Source organism: Thermithiobacillus tepidarius DSM 3134 (assembly GCF_000423825.1).
Classification (GTDB): Bacteria; Pseudomonadota; Gammaproteobacteria; order Acidithiobacillales; family Thermithiobacillaceae; genus Thermithiobacillus; species Thermithiobacillus tepidarius.
In genome coordinates this window covers 144,693-161,179 of sequence record NZ_KE384096.1, presented here as the reverse complement: position 1 = coordinate 161,179, position 16,487 = coordinate 144,693, and the positions used below count along the sequence as shown (strand labels likewise).

Below are 16,487 nucleotides of genomic sequence, written 5' to 3'. Positions count from 1 at the left end.
AGCCGCATTTCCAAGACCGCATTGCGAGCGCATTTCCCTGGACTTGCAGCGCATCAGCGGCATGCTTGTGTTTTCATTTGCCATTTCTTATTGTAAGCCCATGCGACTGTCCATCCCCTCCACGCTGCTGGTGCTGCTCCTGCTGGCTCTGCAGCTGGCCGCGCCCCTCTTGCATGCCCACCCGCTGGCGTCCTACGGCAGCAAGGGCGTGCATCTGCACTGGACGGAAAACGCCGCGGCGGAAGGATGGTCTCTGGCCCTAGCCGCTCCGGCAGCGGAAAACACCCAGCTGCACCAATGGAGCCCGGACCAGCATGAGGTGCAGACCATCGGCCTCGGCAGCGCCATCAAGGAAGATCCGCAGCTCCTGCCGGTGCCGGCCCCCGATCTGTTCTTCCTGCTGATCGCCCTGCGGATCGTGACGCCAGCCCCGCGTGTCCTCGCGGGCGAGGACGCAGTACCCGCCGGCCACCCCGATCCAGGCTCCCCACCCTCCACCCGCGCCCCACCCGCCGCCCTGTTGGTCTAAGCTAGGCCTTGTAGGCCTGGCGTGCATCACGATCCCGGTCCGTCCGGCATCGCTTCTTCCAACTTGCGCGGAGAATATCCATGCTTGCATTCCGCCCCGGCCGTGCCGCCTTCTGGGTTGGCCTCTGTGCCTTGATGATTTCGATCCCGGCCCAGGCAGCGCCTGCGGCTGAATTCCCGGTCAGTGCCCGGCAGATGCAGGCGCTGGGCATCCGGGTCGCCACCCTGCAGGCTTCCGGCGGCGCCATCCGCACCACTTTCCCGGCACAGGTGGTCCTGCCGCCGAGCCAGGAGCAGGTAGTGAGCGCTCCGGTGGGAGGACTCGTGACCCGCGTGCTGGTGCAGCCCAATCAGCCGGTGCGCGCCGGCCAGCCCTTGCTGCAGCTGTCCAGTCCCGAGCTCGGCCCCTTGCAGCTGCAGTTGCAGCAAGCCGCCAGCCGCGCCCGCCTGGCGCGGCAAACCGCCAGCCGCGAGCGCAACCTGAACCGGGAAGGCATCACCCCGCTGCGGCGGGTGCAGGAGGCCGAGGCCAACCTGAGCGAGGCCGAAGCCGCACTGCAGCAAGCCCGCGCCGCCCTGCGCCTGGCCGGTCTGAGCGCCGCCGCCATCACCCAGGTGGAGCGCAGCGGCAAGCTGCAGGACAACGTCACGGTGAGCGCCCGGCAGGCGGGCACCGTGCTGGCGCTGGAGGCCCGGCTGGGCCAGCGGGTGGCCGCGGCCGATCCGCTGCTGCGCCTGGCCAGCCTGAAGGAGCTGTGGCTCGACATCCAGGTGCCGGTCCAGGAGGCCGCCCGCTGGCAGCCCGGCACCCGCGTGCTGGTGCCCGGCCGGGAAGCCAGCGCTCGCATCCTGAGCCTCAGCCCCGCGGTGGCCGGCGGCAGCCAGACCGTCGCCCTGCGTGCCGTGGTGGAAAGCGGCACCGCGCAGCTGCGGCCCGGTGAGTTCGTGCAGGTGGCCCTGCCCCTGGCGAGCGGCCCGGATGCCTGGGATCTGCCGCTGGCTGCGGTGGTGCGCGATCGAGGTCAAGCCTATGTCTTCGTGCGCACCCGCGCCGGCTTCACCGCGCGCCCGGTGACCGTGCTGGGCAGCGCCGACCAGAGGGTGCGCGTGCGCGGTCCGCTCAAGGCGGGCGAACAAGTGGCCGTGGCCGGCGTGGCGGCATTGAAAGCGGCCTGGCAGGGCGACAGCGGCGGAGGCGAATAGCATGCTGGCCCGCCTGATCCAATTCGCGCTCAGCCAGCGGCTCTTCATCGTGCTGGCGACCGTGCTCCTGGCCATTGGCGGCTGGCTGGCCTTCCGCAGCCTGCCCATCGACGCCTTTCCGGACGTCTCCAGCACCCAGGTCAAGATCATCATGAAGGCACCCGGCATGACGCCGGAAGAAGTGGAAACCCGCATCACTCAGCCCATCGAGATGGAAATGCTGGGCATCCCGCGCCAACGCATGCTGCGCTCGGTCAGCAAGTACGGCCTGGTGGACATCACCCTGGACTTCGAGGACGGCACCGACATCTATTGGGCCCGCCAGCAGGTGGCCGAGCGCCTGAACGGCATCCTCGGCGAACTGCCGCCCGGCATCAGCGGCGGCCTGGCGCCCATCACCACGCCGCTTGGCGAGATGTTCATGTTCACGGTGGAAGGCGGTGGGCTGAGCCAAATGGAACGACGCACCCTGCTGGACTGGGTGATCCGCCCGGCGCTGCGCAGCGTGCCCGGCGTTGCCGACGTCAATGCCCTGGGCGGCGTGGCGCGCACCTTCGAGGTGGTGCCCGACCGGGTCCGGATGGCCGCCACTGGCATCTCCAGCGCCGAGCTGGAGGCCGCACTGCAGAACAACAACCGCAACGACGGCGCCGGCCGCCTGAACGAGGGCGAGGAAATGCTGCTGGTGCGCAGCGAGGGCCGTGTCCAAAACCTGGACGACTTGCGCCAAGTGGTGGTGGCGGTGCGCGACGGCGTGCCGGTGCGGGTGGGCGACGTGGCATTGGTGCGCATCGGCCACATCACCCGGCTGGGCGCCGTCACCGAAAACGGCAAGGGCGAGGCGGTGGAAGGCCTGGTGCTCGGCTTGCGCGGCGCCAACGCGCGTCAGGTGGTCGAGGGCGTGCGCGCGCGCTTGGCGGAGCTGCAGACCGCCCTGCCGCCCGGCGTGCGCGTGGAGGTCTTTTACGATCGCGCCGATCTGGTCAACCAGGCCGTTGGCACCGTTTCCAAGGCGTTGCTGGAAGCGGTGGTGCTGGTACTGATCCTACTCACCCTCTTTCTGGGCAACCTGCGCGCCGCGCTCACGGTGGCGCTGGTGCTGCCGTTGGCGGCGCTGATCACCTTCATTCTGATGAGCGTCTTCGGCCTGTCGGCCAACCTCATGAGTCTCGGCGGGCTGGCCATCGCCATCGGCATGCTGGTGGACGCCGCCGTGGTGGTGGTGGAGAACGTGGTGCAGCATCTGGCCCACGACAAGTACGCCGGCAAGGTGCCGCGCCTGCATCTCGTATACCGCTCGGTGCGCGAGGTGACGGTTCCGGTCACCGCCGGCATTCTCATTATCATCACCGTCTTCCTGCCACTGCTCACCCTGCAAGGGCTGGAAGGCAAGCTCTTCATCCCGGTGGCGCTGTCCATCGTCTTCGCCCTGGCCGGCTCCCTGCTGCTCTCGCTCACGGTGATTCCGGTCCTGGCCTCCTTCCTGCTGAAAAAGATCGGGCACGAGGACCCGTGGCTGGTGCGGCAATTGCTGCGCGCCTACGGACCGGCCCTGGAAGGCGCGCTGCGGCGCCCGCGCCTAATCGGCCTCGGAGCGGTCGTGCTGCTGATCATCGCCGCCGTGCTCTACACCCGCGTGGGCAAGACCTTCATGCCCACCATGGACGAGGGCACGGTGGTGATCGGCGTCGAGAAGCTGCCCTCCATCAGCCTGGAGGAAAGCGCCGCGCTGGACCTGCGCATCCAGCGCGCCATTTTGGCGCAGGTCCCGGAGGTGGAGCGCATCGTGGCGCGCGTGGGCTCGGACGAGATCGGCCTCGATCCCATGGGCCTGAACCAGACCGACACCTTCCTGGTGCTCAAGCCGCGCGATCAGTGGCGGGTCGACAGCAAGCAGGCCCTGCTGGATGCGTTGCGCCGGGTATTGGACCAGTTCCCGGGCGTCCAGTACAACTTCACCCAGCCCATCGAGATGCGTGTGTCCGAGATGATCATCGGCGTGCGCGGGGACGTGGCCGCCAAGATCTTCGGACCGGATCTGCAGCAGCTCAACGCGCTGGCGGCGCAACTGGACACTCTGTTGCGCGGCATTCCGGGCAGCGAGGACGTCTACACGGTGCGCAACGAAGGCGTGCAGTACCTGCGCGTGCTCATCGACCGGCTCGCCGCCGGTCGCCAGGGCTTGTCGGCGGATGCCATCCAGGACGCCTTGCGCGCCGAAATCGACGGCCGCCGGGCCGGCATCGTCATCGAGGGTGTGCGCCGCACGCCGCTGCTCATCCGCGGCGCCGAGGACATCCGCATGTCCCCCGCCGCCTTCGCCGCCACCCGTCTGACCCGGCCGGACGGCACCAGCATCCCGCTGAGCAGCATTGCCACGCTGGAGCGGTCGGACGGGCCGGTGAAGATCGAGCGCGAGATGGGCAACCGCTACAGCGTCGTGATCGCCAACGTGCGCGGGCGCGACCTGGTCGGCTTCGTGGACGAGACCAAGCGGCTGGTGGCGCAAAAAATGAAGCTGCCGACCGGCTATCACATCACCTGGGGCGGCCAGTTCGAGAACCAGCAGCGCGCCGCCAAGCGCCTGAGCCTGGTGGTGCCGGTCTCGCTGGGACTCATCTTCCTGCTGCTCTTCTCCACCTTCGGCTCGGTGCGCCAAGCCCTGCTGGTGCTCAGCAACATCCCCTTCGCCCTGGTGGGCGGCATCGTCGCCCTGTGGGCATCCGGCGAGTACCTGTCGGTGCCGGCCTCGGTGGGCTTCATCGCCCTGCTGGGCATCGCCGTGCTCAACGGCGTGGTGCTGGTGAGCTACTTCAACCAGTTGCACGCCGCCGGCATGGACCTGCGCGAGGTGGTGGTCACCGGCGCCAAGCGGCGTCTGCGCCCGGTGCTGATGACCGCCTCCATCACCGCCTTCGGCCTGGTGCCGCTGCTCTTCGCCACCGGTCCCGGTTCGGAAATCCAGCGCCCATTGGCCATCGTGGTGATCGGCGGCCTGATCACGGCCACCCTGCTCACCCTCATCCTGCTGCCCATCCTCTACCTGCGCTTCGCCCATCCGAAGGAGGCCCGCCATGGCTGAGCAACTGTGCTGCCTGAACCTGATCGTCTCCCCGGAAGCGGAGGAGAACTTGCTGGACCTGCTGCTGGTCTCTCCGGAGACCAGTGCCTTCACCAGCATCCAGGTGGCCGGCCACGGCGCCGATCCCACCCGCTGGAGCACCGCGGAACAGGTGCTCGGCCGCAGCCGACGCATGCAGGTGCAGCTCATCGTCAGCCGCGAGGCGGCGAATGCCCTGCTCGACCGCCTGCGGACGGAGCTGCCGGGCGCCGGCATCTTCTACTGGCTGAGCGCGGTCGAAGCCATGGGGGAGATCCGATGATCAGACAGCTTGCCATCGGCCTGCTGCTCGGCGCCGGCGCGCTCATCGCCCGGGCCCAGGAGCTGCCCACCCCGCCGGACCTGCCGCCCACCCCGCTCGCGCGCCAGGCATTGGACAGCGATCCCACGGTGGCCGCGGCGCGCGCCGCCCTGGAGAGCGCTCGCACGGAGGCCAGGATTCTGAAGGTCGGCCCCTACGAGTTCAGCACCCGCATCACCGGCCAGTCCCGCACCCTGCGCGACGGGCCCAGTTACGGCGAATGGCTGGTGGACCTGGAACGGCCCGTCCGCCTGCCCGGCAAGGCAGCCCTGGACCGCCGCATCGGCCAGGAAGCCGTGGCGGAGGCCCAGGCGCGCTACGGCGATGCCCTGCACCAAGCCAGCCGCGAGCTGCTGCGCCTGTGGCTGGACTGGCTGGGCACGGTGGGCACCCGCGACCTGCTGGTCGCCCGGCGTCAGGGCGCCGAGGAAAACCTGCGCGCCCTGGAGAAACGTTTTCGCGCCGGCGACGCGGCACAGCTGGACGTGAACTTGGCGCGCGCGGAACTGGAAGATCTCAGGCGCGCCGAGAGCGAGGCCAGCACCCAGGCGGCCGCCGCCCTGGCCTTGCTGCAGGCCCGTTTTCCCGGCATTCAACCCACGCCGGTGCCGCTGAGCGAACCGGTTCCCCTGCGGGAAGGCGCGGCCTTCTGGCGCGAGCGCATCCTGGCCCACAGCCATGAGCTGCGCATCCCGGCGGCGCAACTGGCCCGCGCCCAGGCGCTGGCCGCCCGCGCCCGCGCCGAGCGCCTGCCCGATCCCACCCTGGGCGTCCATGCGGCGTCGGAATTCGGCGGCGCGGAACGCATCGTCGGCGCCAGCGTCAGCATCCCCATTCCCGGCAGCCGCCGCGGTCTGGAGGCGGCGCGAGCGGCCAGCGTGGCGCAAAGCGCGCGCCAGAACCTGGCCGCGCAGACCCGCATGGTCGAGGCCGATGTGGCGGCGACCGTCGCCAATGCCCGCGGCAACTACGACAGCGCCCGCGCCGCCGAGGCCGCGGCGGCGGCAACCCAGGCCAACGCCCGCCTGATGCAGCGTGCCTATGCCTTGGGCGAGGCCAGCCTGCAGGACCTGATCCTGGCCCGCCGCCAAGCCCAGGCCGCCGCCCTGGCCGCCCATCAGGCACGCCTCAACGCCTTGCGTGCCCGCTACCGGCTGCTGGTGGACGCCCACATGATCTGGGACATGGAGGCGCAGGACCACGACGGAGATTGAGCTTCGCGCGGGCGTTTCCGCCAATTGCACCCGGAATGAGGGTAAAATGATCGATCTCGCCGTCCAGCGTTACGCCTTCTTCGCCCTGCTGGCCGCCGCCCTCTTCGGCGCCAGCACGCCGCTGGCCAAGCTGCTCGTCGGCACGATGCCCGTGCTCATGCTGGCGGGGCTGCTTTACCTGGGCAGCGGCGTGGGGCTACTCGCGATCCACATGCTGCGCCGCATCCTGCCGGGTGCCGGAGCGGCGCTGACGCGCGAAGCGCCGTTGCCAAGGCAGGACTACCCCTGGTTGGCCGGCGCGGTGCTGGCGGGCGGCATCGCGGCACCCATCCTGCTGCTTTGGGGCCTGCGCGGCACCGAAGCTTCCAGTGCCGCCCTGCTCCTCAATCTGGAAGGGGTACTCACCACTCTCGTGGCCGCGCTGCTCTTCCGCGAGGCGGTGGGCGGCCGGGTATGGCTCGGCGCGCTGCTCATGCTGGCGGCAGGGCTGCTGCTCGCCTACGATCCCCATGTTCCCATCGGCCTCTCACCCCAGGCGCTCGCGGTCGCCGGCGCCTGTTTCCTGTGGGCCCTGGACAACAATCTCACCCGCCGGATCGCCGCCAGCGATCCCATGCAGATCGCCATGATCAAGGGCTTGGCGGCCGGCGGCACAGCCCTCGGCCTGGCCTTCGCCGGCGGCGCCGCCCTGCCCGCCGCGCCCGCGCTGGCCGGCGCCATGCTCCTCGGCCTGTTCAGCTACGGCATCAGCCTGGTGCTTTTCGTCTATGCCCTGCGTCACCTGGGCAGTGCCCGCGCCAGCGCCCACTTCAGTACCGCGCCCTTTCTCGGCGCCGGCCTTTCGGTGCTTCTGCTGCACGAAGCGCCGAGCGCCGGCTTCCTGACTGCCCTGGCGCTCATGCTGCTGGCCACCTATCTCGTGCTGAGCGAGAGGCACGAGCACGAGCACATCCACGAGCCGCTCGTGCACAGCCACCTGCACCGCCACGACGTCCACCACCAGCACGTCCACGACGGCAGCGAAGGCCCGGAACCCCACAATCATCCGCACCGCCACGAGCCCCTCACCCACAGCCACCCCCACCTGCCAGATCTCCACCACCGGCACAGGCACTGAGGGCGGGATGGGAGCGTCGGGAAGTGGAGCGGCACAGGCCGCATACCCGCCCGGGGCGGCGGACGTGCATGGCGCCGTGCGTTGCAGGAACGGGCGCGGGATGCCGCACCGCAGCGGGGGCTGCGCATGCCCCAACAGCCCGGCTCAGGGCTGAAACCGTTCTTATGGCATGGCGGGGGGGGTGCGCTCTTGGCAGGACCAGCATGGAGGATCGCGAGCAAGCTCGCTCCTGCGCGCCGGTGCGCGGCCTGAAGCGGCACCCGGGCATCGTCGGCGGCTGCCCTCAGCCCGCCCGTTTCCAATAGAAGACGCCGGCACGTTCACATGCTGCGCCGGTGCGGTTGGGATGCTGGCGTTCGGGAAAGGGACGATAGCCCTTCGCCATTGCGTCGCGCAGGGCCGGGGGAAACGAGCGGGCGCGGAGCGGGGGATCGGTGCGAGGCTTTGCCTCCGGGCACCTGACTACCTGATCACCTCCGCCTGCCCTGGCCGCTGCCGCACCCGCAGCTCCCGCGGTCCCTTCCTGGCCGCGGCGCGCACCAGTTCGTCCTCATCCTCCAGCAGCCGTTGCCGTTGCGCCTCGCTGAGCAGCGGGTTGCGGGCGACGAAGTAGCGCACGTTGGGGTCGCGGTCGGTCACGCAGCGCGCCACCTGCTCCGGCGTCAGATCGTGGCGCTTGGCGATGCACAGGCGGATGACGTGATCCTGGTCGTCGAGCAGGGCGGTCACCTCGTCGGGACGCAGGTCCAGGCGGCGGGCGAAGTAGCACTTGATCTGCATCCACTGATCGCGCAGCAGAAAGGGCCGATAGGCCTCGGGCAGATCGGCGCTGAGGGCCAGGTCCATGCGTTCGCCGATGGACAGGGACTTGTACTGCCGTTCCAGCTCGCTCATGGCTCAGTCCGTCCGGCGCTGCTCCCGGCGGCGCTGGCGCTGGATCAGGGTGAGGATGGGCCCGGACAGGGCGTAGCCCAGGCTGGCCAGGAAGAGCACCAGCGGCGGGTGCAGCGCGATCAGGGCCAGCGCCAGGACGCCGAGCACGGCCAGCACGAAGGGCACGCGCCCGCGCAGGTCGAAATCCTTGAAGCTCTTGTAGCGGAAGTTGCTCACCATGAAAAGGGCGAGCATGTAGACCAGCACCAGGGCGATGGGATGGGCGAAGGTATCGAGGAAGCCGGAGATCTCCGGGCTCTCCGCCACCCACACCAGCCCCACCAGGGTGGCCGCCGCGGCGGGAATGGGCAGGCCCTGGAAATGGCTCTTGGACGCCACGTGCACCTGCGTATTGAAGCGCGCCAGGCGCAGGGCGCCGCAGGCGGTGAAGACGAAGGCGCCCAGCCAGCCCAGCTTGCCGAAGCCGGACAGGCCCCACAGGTAGAGCACCACCGAAGGCGCCAGGCCGAAGGCGATCACGTCGGCCAGGGAGTCGTACTCGGCGCCGAAGTCGCTCTGGGTGTTGGTGAGCCGGGCGATGCGGCCGTCCAACCCGTCCAGGATCATGGCGATGAAGATGACCGAGGCCGCCAGCTGGTAGTCCCCGGCGATGGCTTTGATGACCGCGTAGAAACCGGCAAAGAGGCTGGCCGTGGTGAAGAGGTTGGGCAACACGTACACGCCGCGGCGACGGGGTTGGTCCACTGGGCGATCTCCCTGGTTCATGTTCCGCTGGCACCACTCACAGCGCCGGACGCATGGCGCCGGCCGTGTCCGCCGGCGCAAGCGCGGCATCCACATCGTCGAAGTAGGCAATCACATCCATGCGCGAGCGCACGCGGTCGCCCACCGTGACGCTGACCCGCGTGCCCAGCGGCAGATAGGTGTCGACCCGCGAGCCGAAGCGGATGAAGCCGAAGCGGTCGCCGGCCTTCACCGGATCGCCCGCGCGCACGTAGCAGAGGATGCGCCGGGCCACCAGGCCCGCCACCTGCACCACGGTGACGTCGCGGCCGTCGTCGGTGCGCACCCACAGGGCGTTGCGCTCGTTTTCGAGGGAGGCCTTGTCAAAGGCGGCGTTGAAGAACTTGCCGGAATAGTACCACTGCTCGTGCACCTTGCCGGTGACCGGCATCCGGTTCACGTGCACGTCGAAGACGTTCATGAAGATGCTGATCTTGAGCGCCGGGCGCCCCAGATAAGGATCTTCGGTTTCCTCCACGCGGATGACCCGCCCGTCCGCCGGGCAGACCACCGCCCGCGGATCATTGCTGACCGGGCGCTGGGGATCGCGGAAGAAGTTGATGCTGAACACGGTCAGCAGCAAGAACGGCAGGGCCCACCAGACCCCGAAAAAATAACCCGCCAGCAGCGTGGCGGCGGCAAACAGCAGAATGAAGGGCCAGCCTTCGCGGGCGATCCATTTGTGGGAACCGGAAATATTTCGCATGCGCATTCCAATTAAACGGGTCAATGACTGCAGCCGATCGCGACGCCGGCCGGGCGCCTGAGAGCCTAATCCTATCGCAAACGGCGGCCGATCAAAACAACGGGGACCGCCGCAGCGGTCCCCGGTTCAGCCGAGCACATCCGACGGTGCTCAGTTCCTGGTCTTGTCGACGATCTTGGACTTGCCGATCCAGCTCATCATGGAGCGCAGCTTGTCGCCCACCACTTCGATGGGATGCTCGGCGCCCAGGCGGCGCATGGCGTGCAGCTTGGGCCGGCCGGCCTGGTTTTCCAGGATGAACTCGCGCGCGAACTCGCCGGTCTGGATCTCCTTGAGAATCTTGCGCATTTCATCCTTGGTCTGCTCCGTGATGACGCGCGGACCGCGGGTGAAATCGCCGTACTCGGCGGTGTTGGAGATGGAATAGCGCATGTTGGCGATGCCGCCCTCGTACATGAGATCGACGATGAGCTTGAGCTCGTGCAGGCACTCGAAATAGGCCATCTCGGGGGCGTAGCCCGCCTCCACCAGGGTCTCGAAGCCGGCCTGCACCAGCGCCGTGGCGCCGCCGCAGAGCACCGCCTGCTCGCCGAAGAGATCGGTTTCGGTCTCTTCGCGGAAGGAGGTCTCGATCACGCCGGCGCGGGTGCCGCCGTTGGCCTTGGCGTAGGACAGGGCCAAAGCCAGCGCCTGGCCGGTGGCGTTCTGGTGCACGGCCACCAGGGAGGGCACGCCGCCGCCCTGGGTATAGGTGGAGCGCACCAGATGGCCGGGGCCCTTGGGCGCCACCAGGAAGACGTCCAAGTCGCCGCGCGGCTGGATCTGGCCGAAGTGGATGTTGAAGCCGTGGGCGAAGACCAGGGCCGCGCCCTGCTTCAGGTTGGGCTCCACCACATCGTGGTAGAGCGCCGCCTGGCTCTCGTCCGGGGCCAGGATCATGACCACGTCGGCGCCGACCACCGCCTCGGCGGTTTCCTTGACGTTGAGGCCGGCATTGGCGGCCTTCTGCCAGGACGCGGAACCGGGGCGCAGGCCCACGGTGACATTGACGCCGGAGTCCTTGAGGTTGTTGGCGTGGGCATGGCCCTGGGAGCCGTAACCGATGATGGTCACCTTCTTGGACTGAATCAGGGCCAGATCGGCGTCGTTGTCGTAGTAAATCTTCATGCTTTCTCCATGTCAAAACGAACAGCGATAAAAAGACAATCCCCCGCCCTGCTCCGCCGCTGCCTGCGGATGCCGGGGGGAGATGGGGTTTCCTGCGGCCGGCCGGCTAGGTGCCCTTGGCGCCGCGGCTGATGGCACTGGTGCCGGTGCGCACCACTTCGATGATCATGCCGGGATCCAGCGCCTCCAGCAGCGCGTCCAGCTTGTCGCTGGAACCGGTCAGCTCGATGGTGTAGGAACGATCGGTCACGTCGATGATGTTGCCGCGGAAGATGTCGGACAGGCGCTTGACCTCCTCGCGATCGGCACCCACCGCATGCACCTTGACCAGCATCATTTCCCGGGCGATGTGCGGCCCTTCGGTCAGGTCATGCACGCGGATCACCTCGATCAGCTTGTTCAGCTGCTTCAGGATCTGCTCGATGATGTCGTCCGAGCCGTGCGTCACCAGGGTCATGCGCGACACGCTGGGGTCGTCGGTGGGCGCCACGGTCATGGCCTCGATGTTGTAGCCGCGCGCCGAGAAGAGACCGGCCACGCGCGACAGGGCACCGGCCTCGTTTTCCAGAAGGACGGAGATGATGTGACGCATCTTACACCAGGATCATTTCGGACAGGCCCGCGCCGGCGGGGACCATGGGATAGACGTTCTCGGCGGGGTCCACCCGGAAGTCCATGAACACCAGCCGGTCCTTGAGCTTGAGCGCCTCGCGGATGACCGGCTCCACGTCGCTCGGCTTCTCGGCGCGCAGGCCGATGTGGCCGTAGGACTCCGCCAGCTTCACGAAGTCCGGCAGGGCGTCCATGTAGCTCATGGCATAGCGGCTGCCGTAGAAGAACTCCTGCCACTGGCGCACCATGCCCATGTAGCGGTTGTTGAGCAGCGCCACCTTGATCGGCAGATGATACTGCAGGCAGGTGGACAGCTCCTGGATGTTCATCTGGATGCTGGCCTCGCCGGTCACGCAGATCACCGTCTCGTCGGGATGGGCCAGCTGCGCGCCCATGGCCGCGGGCAGGCCGAAGCCCATGGTGCCGAGCCCTCCCGAATTGATCCAGCGGCGCGGCCGGTCGAACTGATAGTACTGCGCCGCCCACATTTGATGCTGCCCCACGTCGGAGGTCACGTAGGCACCGCCCTGGCTCAGCTCGTAGAGCTTCTGGATCACGAATTGCGGCTTGATGATCTCGTCGGACCACTCGTAGCGCAGGCACTCGCGGGCGCGCCACTCATTGATCTGCTCCCACCAGGCGGCGAGCGCCTCCGCATCGGGGCGCGCGTCCATCTGGTCGAGCACCTGGTTCATCTCCGCCAGCACCTGCTTGACCTCGCCCACGATGGGGATATCCACCTTCACGTTCTTGGAGATGGACGCCGGGTCCACGTCGATGTGGATGATCTTCGCCTCGGGGCAGAACTTCTCCAGGTTGCCGGTCACGCGGTCGTCGAAGCGCGCGCCGATGGCGATGAGCACGTCGCAATGGTGCATGCCCATGTTGGCCTCGTAGGTGCCGTGCATGCCCAGCATGCCCACGAAGAGCGGGTCCGTGGCCGGGTAGGCGCCCAGGCCCATGAGCGTGTTGGTGCAGGGATAGCCCAGGCGGCGCACCAGCTGCGTCAGCTCCGCGCTGCCCTCGCCCAGCACCACGCCGCCGCCGGTGTAGATCATGGGGCGCTTGGCCGACAGCATGAGCTGCACCGCCTTGCGGATCTGGCCCGGATGGCCCTTCACCGTCGGCTTGTAGGAGCGCAGGTTGACGGCTTCCGGGTAGTGGAACGGCGCCTTGTGGATGGTGATGTCCTTGGGGATGTCCACCACCACCGGGCCGGGCCGGCCGCTGGAGGCGATGTAGAAGGCGGCCTTGATGGTCTCCGCCAGATCCCTCACGTCCTTCACCAGGAAATTGTGCTTGGTGCACGGCCGGGTAATGCCCACCGTGTCCACCTCCTGGAAGGCGTCATTGCCGATCAGGGGCACCGGTACCTGGCCGGTGATGACCACCAGGGGAATGGAGTCCATGTAGGCGGTGGCGATGCCGGTCACCGCGTTGGTGGCGCCGGGGCCGGAAGTCACCAGCGCCACCCCGACCTTGCCGGTCGCCCGGGCATAGCCGTCGGCGGCGTGCACGCCGGCCTGCTCGTGACGCACCAGCACGTGCTTGACCCGGTCCTGCTGGAAGAAGGCGTCGTAGATGTTGAGCACGGCGCCGCCCGGATAGCCGAACACGAATTCGACCCCCTCCTCCGCCAGGCAACGTACCACGATCTCCGCACCCGTCAATTCCTGCACGTCCTGGCCGGACTTGCCGTGCAGCGCGGTGCCAAAACTGTTTGGAGACTTGGAGAATGTACTCGCCATGGTTGTGACTTCCCGTAAGTGCGTTGCTGAACCCCAAACTTCCGAAACTACTGTTTCGGCAGGGTTACGTCAATATACCCAGTACAACTTTATCTTGATCCAAATCACCGACCGCTTCCGAATCCTAGGATTCGTGGCCGGGCGCGATCTGGGTCAGGTACTGGTGGGCACGCTCCACCAAAGTCGCGGCCAAGCCGCGCTGGCGTGCCACGATGAGCCCCAGGGAGCGGCCCGGGGTGCCCACTTCCAGCTGATAAGTCGGCTCCAGGCGCTCGTAGTCGAAGCGCATGGAGGCGTTCTCCAGGCGCGGATGCTGGGCGGCGAAGGTCTTCAGTGGCGACAAGTGGGTGGTCACGATGCCGTGCACCCCGCGCGCCGCCAGCTCGTCCAGCACCGCCATGGCCAGGGCGGCGCCCTCCTCCGGATCGGTGCCCGTGCCCAGCTCGTCCAGCAGCACCAGGGTGCGCTCGTCCGATTCGGCCAGCAACCGCTTGAGCACCTCCACGTGGCCGGCGAAGGTGGATAGATGATGGGCGATGCTCTGGTGATCGCCCACGTCCACGATGATGCGGCTGAAATTGCCGATGCGCGAGGCGCCCTCGGTCGGCAGGTGCAGGCCGCTGTGGGCCATGGCGGTCAAGAGACCGACGGTTTTGAGGACCACCGTCTTGCCGCCGGTGTTGGGGCCGGTGATCACCAGCACCGGCCGCGCATCGTCGATGCGGATGTCCAGCGGCCGGGGCATGGGACCGTGGCGGTTGGCGAAGGCCAGCAGCAGCTGCGGATGGTAGGCGCCCTGCAGCTCGACGATGGGCGCGTCCACCAGCTCCGGCGGCGTGGCGTTCAGGTGCAGGGACAGCTGCCCCGCCGCCAGCGCCAGATCCAGCCAGGTCAGGGCATCCATGAGCTGGTTCAGGGCCGGCAGCTGGGCGCGGATCTGATCGGTGAGCTCGCGCAGCACGATCTGGTTTTCCGCGTCCAGCTTGCCGCCCACCGTCTCCAGGCGATTGTTGAGGGCCAGCACTTCCATGGGCTCGACCAGGTAGTCGCGGCCGCCGGGACCCATGCCGCGCCGCACGCCCTTGAGCTTGTCCGCCAGCTCGCCGGGCAGCGCCAGCACGGCCCGCTGTCCATGCCAATGGATCTTGTCGGAATCGGGAATGCCGCCGGCGATGTCCGGCTGCCGCATGCGGCTTTTCAGTTGCGCCTGCACGTCGCTGCGCAACTGCTTCAGTTCATTGTGCAGGGCGACCAGGGCCGGGCTGGCATCCTCGCGCACCCTGCCGCTCGGCAGGATGGCGGCCTCGAAGCGCGCCAGCAGCCCGTCGGCTCCGCTCAGGTGCTCCACGGCGCCCGGATAGAGGGCCGGCCGCTTTTCCACGAAGGGACGCAACGCCTGCCCCGCCGTGATCACCTGGCGCAGATTCAGCAACGCCGTGCCCGGCAGCGCCGCACCCGGGCTGCTGGCCTGGCGCAGGGCCGCCCGCACGTCGGGCAGCTCGGGCATGTGCGGCCCGTCGCCTGCATCCAGGCCTTGGCGCGCCGCCGTCACCGCCGCCTGCATCTGGCGGGCAATCGCGAGATTCGGGGCAGGCTCGATGTTCCGGGCCGCTTCCGCGCCGAAGGGCGTGGCGCACAGCTTTTCCAGCAGGCGGCGAATGCCGTCGAACTCCAGCGATTTGAGGTCGGCTTGCATGCGATGGGCAGTTCAATAGGGAATAAAAGAAAATGCTAACAGATTGTGGAAAGACGGCAAAGTAGGCCAGCACGGAAATGGCCGGAACGCCACGCCGTGCTGGCCCGGACAGGATGGCCTTAGTTGTGGATGGTGCCCTTCTGGGCGTCCATGTCCGTGATCCCGCGGCGCTCCAGGGCCTCGCTGACCACGGTGACCACCTGGGCCATGGATTCGTAGTGCGCTTGCTCCGACTCCTCGATCAGCTCCCGCAGCGGCACCCGCTCCCCGGGCCGGTATTCGAGCTCGCGCTCGCCGGCGACCGCCAGGAGCCGGCCTTTTTCGACGGGAAAGGTGAGCCCTGCCAGCGCTTCGGACAGGGCCTTGACGCCGTAGATGGAGCCGCGAATGGGGCCGGGGACGGGAGTCGTGCTTTCTTGATGCTCAAGATTCGCCATAACTGCTCCTTTTGCTGGACTGGATGATGCAATCTCCCGCTCCGCGCCGCATCGCGGGACGCCGCCCATACCGCGGCCGGAAGCTGGAAGTCTCGAAAAGGGATGCGAAAAAGCGTGCGGCCCGGAAATGAGGGTGGCTAGCGTTTGTTGACGTCGTCCTCCTGGAACGGGATGCGGGCATCCTCCTGGTAGCGGCGCTTGGCCCTGCCGCGATACACGTATGCCACGATGCCGACGAATGTCACCAGCAGCAACAGCGTCCACCACAGCCAAGCGTACTCCATCATCTTCTGCTCCTTTTGCCCGGGCTTTTCCCGGCAGCGAGGCCAGTCGTCATGCTTTGAAAATTAGGCAGCGCGACCCGGGAAAAATTCCGGCCCGCGCCTGCGCCGCCGGCCGCAGCCGAACTTTGGAGGGAGAGACATGGAGCAGCCGTTGACAGCCGGCAGGGGACCGCGCACCAGGCAGGCGCGGCGAAAGAACGTGTCAGTGGAAGTGGTAATCGCTTTCCTGCAGCGAGAAGAAGGCATCCAGCTCCTCCCGCAGGACGTGGGACAGATCGGACACCGAAATGAGGCCTTCGAGCCTGCCGTTGCTCTGGATGGGCAGGCGGCGGACCTTGTGCTGCGCCATCAGGAGCGCGGCATCCTTGAGATCGGTATCGGCGCTGGCGGTGACCACGTCGGTGTGCATCACCTCGCTGACCCGGGTGCTGCGGGGGTCCTTGCCATCGGCAATGGCCGAAATGACCAGATCGCGGTCCGTCAGGATGCCCTCCAGCTGCCCGTCCCGGGCAATCAGAAGGCAGCCCACGTCGGACGCGCGCATCTTCGAGGCGGCGTCCACCAGCGACGCATCGGGCGCCAGCGTCACCAGATCGGTTTGCATGACTTCTTTGACTTGCATGGTCGGTACCTCCTTGAGCGCCTGCCCGGCTCCTTTAAGTATAGCCTGCCGGGC

Annotated in this window: 16 protein-coding genes; 6 read left to right on the top strand and 10 right to left on the bottom strand. The window is 67.9% G+C overall.

From position 1 onward, the window contains the following. Nucleotides 1-100 precede the first annotated feature (100 nt). From G579_RS0113965 to G579_RS0113940, 6 genes are all read left to right on the top strand, one after another. Nucleotides 101-529: a hypothetical protein gene (locus tag G579_RS0113965; protein ID WP_028990662.1), complete on the top strand. Its 429-nt coding sequence runs from the start codon at nt 101-103 to the stop codon at nt 527-529. Between the two features lie 80 nt (nt 530-609). Further along, nucleotides 610-1,731 (top strand): efflux RND transporter periplasmic adaptor subunit, encoded by a 1,122-nt coding sequence (locus G579_RS0113960; protein ID WP_081662817.1) that lies wholly within the window; start codon nt 610-612, stop codon nt 1,729-1,731. 1 nt (nt 1,732) lies between these two features. Continuing rightward, a complete protein-coding gene (locus G579_RS0113955) occupies nt 1,733-4,813 on the top strand; it encodes an efflux RND transporter permease subunit (RefSeq protein ID WP_028990660.1) in 3,081 nt (1,026 codons plus the stop codon). Then, nucleotides 4,806-5,114: a DUF3240 family protein gene (locus G579_RS0113950; protein WP_028990659.1), complete on the top strand. Its 309-nt coding sequence runs from the start codon at nt 4,806-4,808 to the stop codon at nt 5,112-5,114. The genes G579_RS0113955 and G579_RS0113950 overlap by 8 nt, the downstream gene beginning before the upstream one ends. After that, nucleotides 5,111-6,367 carry a TolC family protein gene (locus G579_RS0113945; protein WP_028990658.1) on the top strand — a complete coding sequence of 419 codons (1,257 nt, stop codon included), beginning with the start codon at nt 5,111-5,113 and terminating at the stop codon, nt 6,365-6,367. Before G579_RS0113950 ends, G579_RS0113945 begins: the two co-directional genes overlap by 4 nt. 46 nt (nt 6,368-6,413) lie before the next feature. Further along, a complete protein-coding gene (locus G579_RS0113940) occupies nt 6,414-7,484 on the top strand; it encodes a DMT family transporter (protein ID WP_028990657.1) in 1,071 nt (356 codons plus the stop codon). A 462-nt stretch (nt 7,485-7,946) separates the two neighbouring features. Here the strand turns inward: G579_RS0113940 and G579_RS0113935 are convergent, their stop codons facing one another. From G579_RS0113935 to G579_RS0113890, 10 genes are all read right to left on the bottom strand, one after another. Then, complete coding sequence (locus tag G579_RS0113935) at nt 7,947-8,378, bottom strand: hypothetical protein (protein ID WP_028990656.1); 432 nt, start codon at nt 8,376-8,378, stop codon at nt 7,947-7,949. A gap of 3 nt (nt 8,379-8,381) precedes the next feature. After that, nucleotides 8,382-9,122: a CDP-diacylglycerol--serine O-phosphatidyltransferase gene (gene pssA, locus G579_RS0113930; RefSeq protein WP_028990655.1), complete on the bottom strand. Its 741-nt coding sequence runs from the start codon at nt 9,120-9,122 to the stop codon at nt 8,382-8,384. A gap of 37 nt (nt 9,123-9,159) precedes the next feature. Continuing rightward, on the bottom strand, nt 9,160-9,867 hold the full coding sequence (locus G579_RS17780) for a phosphatidylserine decarboxylase (RefSeq protein ID WP_081662816.1): 708 nt from the start codon (nt 9,865-9,867) through the stop codon (nt 9,160-9,162). 150 nt (nt 9,868-10,017) lie between these two features. Next, nucleotides 10,018-11,034, bottom strand: a complete 1,017-nt coding sequence (gene ilvC, locus G579_RS0113920; RefSeq protein WP_028990654.1) for a ketol-acid reductoisomerase — start codon at nt 11,032-11,034, stop codon at nt 10,018-10,020. A gap of 106 nt (nt 11,035-11,140) precedes the next feature. Then, on the bottom strand, nt 11,141-11,626 hold the full coding sequence (gene ilvN / locus G579_RS0113915; protein ID WP_028990653.1) for an acetolactate synthase small subunit: 486 nt from the start codon (nt 11,624-11,626) through the stop codon (nt 11,141-11,143). Nucleotide 11,627: 1 nt separating this feature from the next. Next, nucleotides 11,628-13,394, bottom strand: coding sequence for an acetolactate synthase 3 large subunit (locus G579_RS0113910; RefSeq protein WP_081662815.1), 1,767 nt, complete (start codon nt 13,392-13,394; stop codon nt 11,628-11,630). A gap of 124 nt (nt 13,395-13,518) precedes the next feature. Then, the gene (locus tag G579_RS0113905) at nt 13,519-15,090 is read right to left on the bottom strand and encodes an endonuclease MutS2 (RefSeq protein WP_028990651.1); all 1,572 of its coding nucleotides are present in this window, start codon (nt 15,088-15,090) and stop codon (nt 13,519-13,521) included. 119 nt (nt 15,091-15,209) lie between these two features. After that, nucleotides 15,210-15,527, bottom strand: coding sequence for a DUF5789 family protein (locus G579_RS0113900; RefSeq protein WP_028990650.1), 318 nt, complete (start codon nt 15,525-15,527; stop codon nt 15,210-15,212). 137 nt (nt 15,528-15,664) lie between these two features. Beyond that, nucleotides 15,665-15,814 (bottom strand): cbb3-type cytochrome oxidase subunit 3, encoded by a 150-nt coding sequence (locus G579_RS18805; protein WP_081662814.1) that lies wholly within the window; start codon nt 15,812-15,814, stop codon nt 15,665-15,667. A 199-nt stretch (nt 15,815-16,013) separates the two neighbouring features. After that, nucleotides 16,014-16,433 (bottom strand): CBS domain-containing protein, encoded by a 420-nt coding sequence (locus G579_RS0113890; RefSeq protein WP_028990649.1) that lies wholly within the window; start codon nt 16,431-16,433, stop codon nt 16,014-16,016. Nucleotides 16,434-16,487: the final 54 nt, after the last annotated feature.

Excerpts from the sequence above, each read along its gene's own strand:
- G579_RS0113950 (WP_028990659.1), top strand. The coding sequence starts at position 4,806 with ATGGCTGAGCAACTGTGCTGCCTGAACCTGATCGTCTCCCCGGAAGCG.
- G579_RS0113935 (WP_028990656.1), bottom strand. The coding sequence starts at position 8,378 with ATGAGCGAGCTGGAACGGCAGTACAAGTCCCTGTCCATCGGCGAACGC.
- G579_RS0113945 (WP_028990658.1), top strand. The coding sequence starts at position 5,111 with ATGATCAGACAGCTTGCCATCGGCCTGCTGCTCGGCGCCGGCGCGCTC.
- G579_RS18805 (WP_081662814.1), bottom strand. The coding sequence starts at position 15,814 with ATGATGGAGTACGCTTGGCTGTGGTGGACGCTGTTGCTGCTGGTGACA.
- ilvC (WP_028990654.1), bottom strand. The coding sequence starts at position 11,034 with ATGAAGATTTACTACGACAACGACGCCGATCTGGCCCTGATTCAGTCC.
- G579_RS0113900 (WP_028990650.1), bottom strand. The coding sequence starts at position 15,527 with ATGGCGAATCTTGAGCATCAAGAAAGCACGACTCCCGTCCCCGGCCCC.
- G579_RS0113940 (WP_028990657.1), top strand. The coding sequence starts at position 6,414 with ATGATCGATCTCGCCGTCCAGCGTTACGCCTTCTTCGCCCTGCTGGCC.
- G579_RS0113965 (WP_028990662.1), top strand. The coding sequence starts at position 101 with ATGCGACTGTCCATCCCCTCCACGCTGCTGGTGCTGCTCCTGCTGGCT.
- G579_RS0113955 (WP_028990660.1), top strand. The coding sequence starts at position 1,733 with ATGCTGGCCCGCCTGATCCAATTCGCGCTCAGCCAGCGGCTCTTCATC.
- ilvN (WP_028990653.1), bottom strand. The coding sequence starts at position 11,626 with ATGCGTCACATCATCTCCGTCCTTCTGGAAAACGAGGCCGGTGCCCTG.
- G579_RS17780 (WP_081662816.1), bottom strand. The coding sequence starts at position 9,867 with ATGCGAAATATTTCCGGTTCCCACAAATGGATCGCCCGCGAAGGCTGG.
- G579_RS0113910 (WP_081662815.1), bottom strand. The coding sequence starts at position 13,394 with ATGGCGAGTACATTCTCCAAGTCTCCAAACAGTTTTGGCACCGCGCTG.
- G579_RS0113960 (WP_081662817.1), top strand. The coding sequence starts at position 610 with ATGCTTGCATTCCGCCCCGGCCGTGCCGCCTTCTGGGTTGGCCTCTGT.
- G579_RS0113890 (WP_028990649.1), bottom strand. The coding sequence starts at position 16,433 with ATGCAAGTCAAAGAAGTCATGCAAACCGATCTGGTGACGCTGGCGCCC.
- G579_RS0113905 (WP_028990651.1), bottom strand. The coding sequence starts at position 15,090 with ATGCAAGCCGACCTCAAATCGCTGGAGTTCGACGGCATTCGCCGCCTG.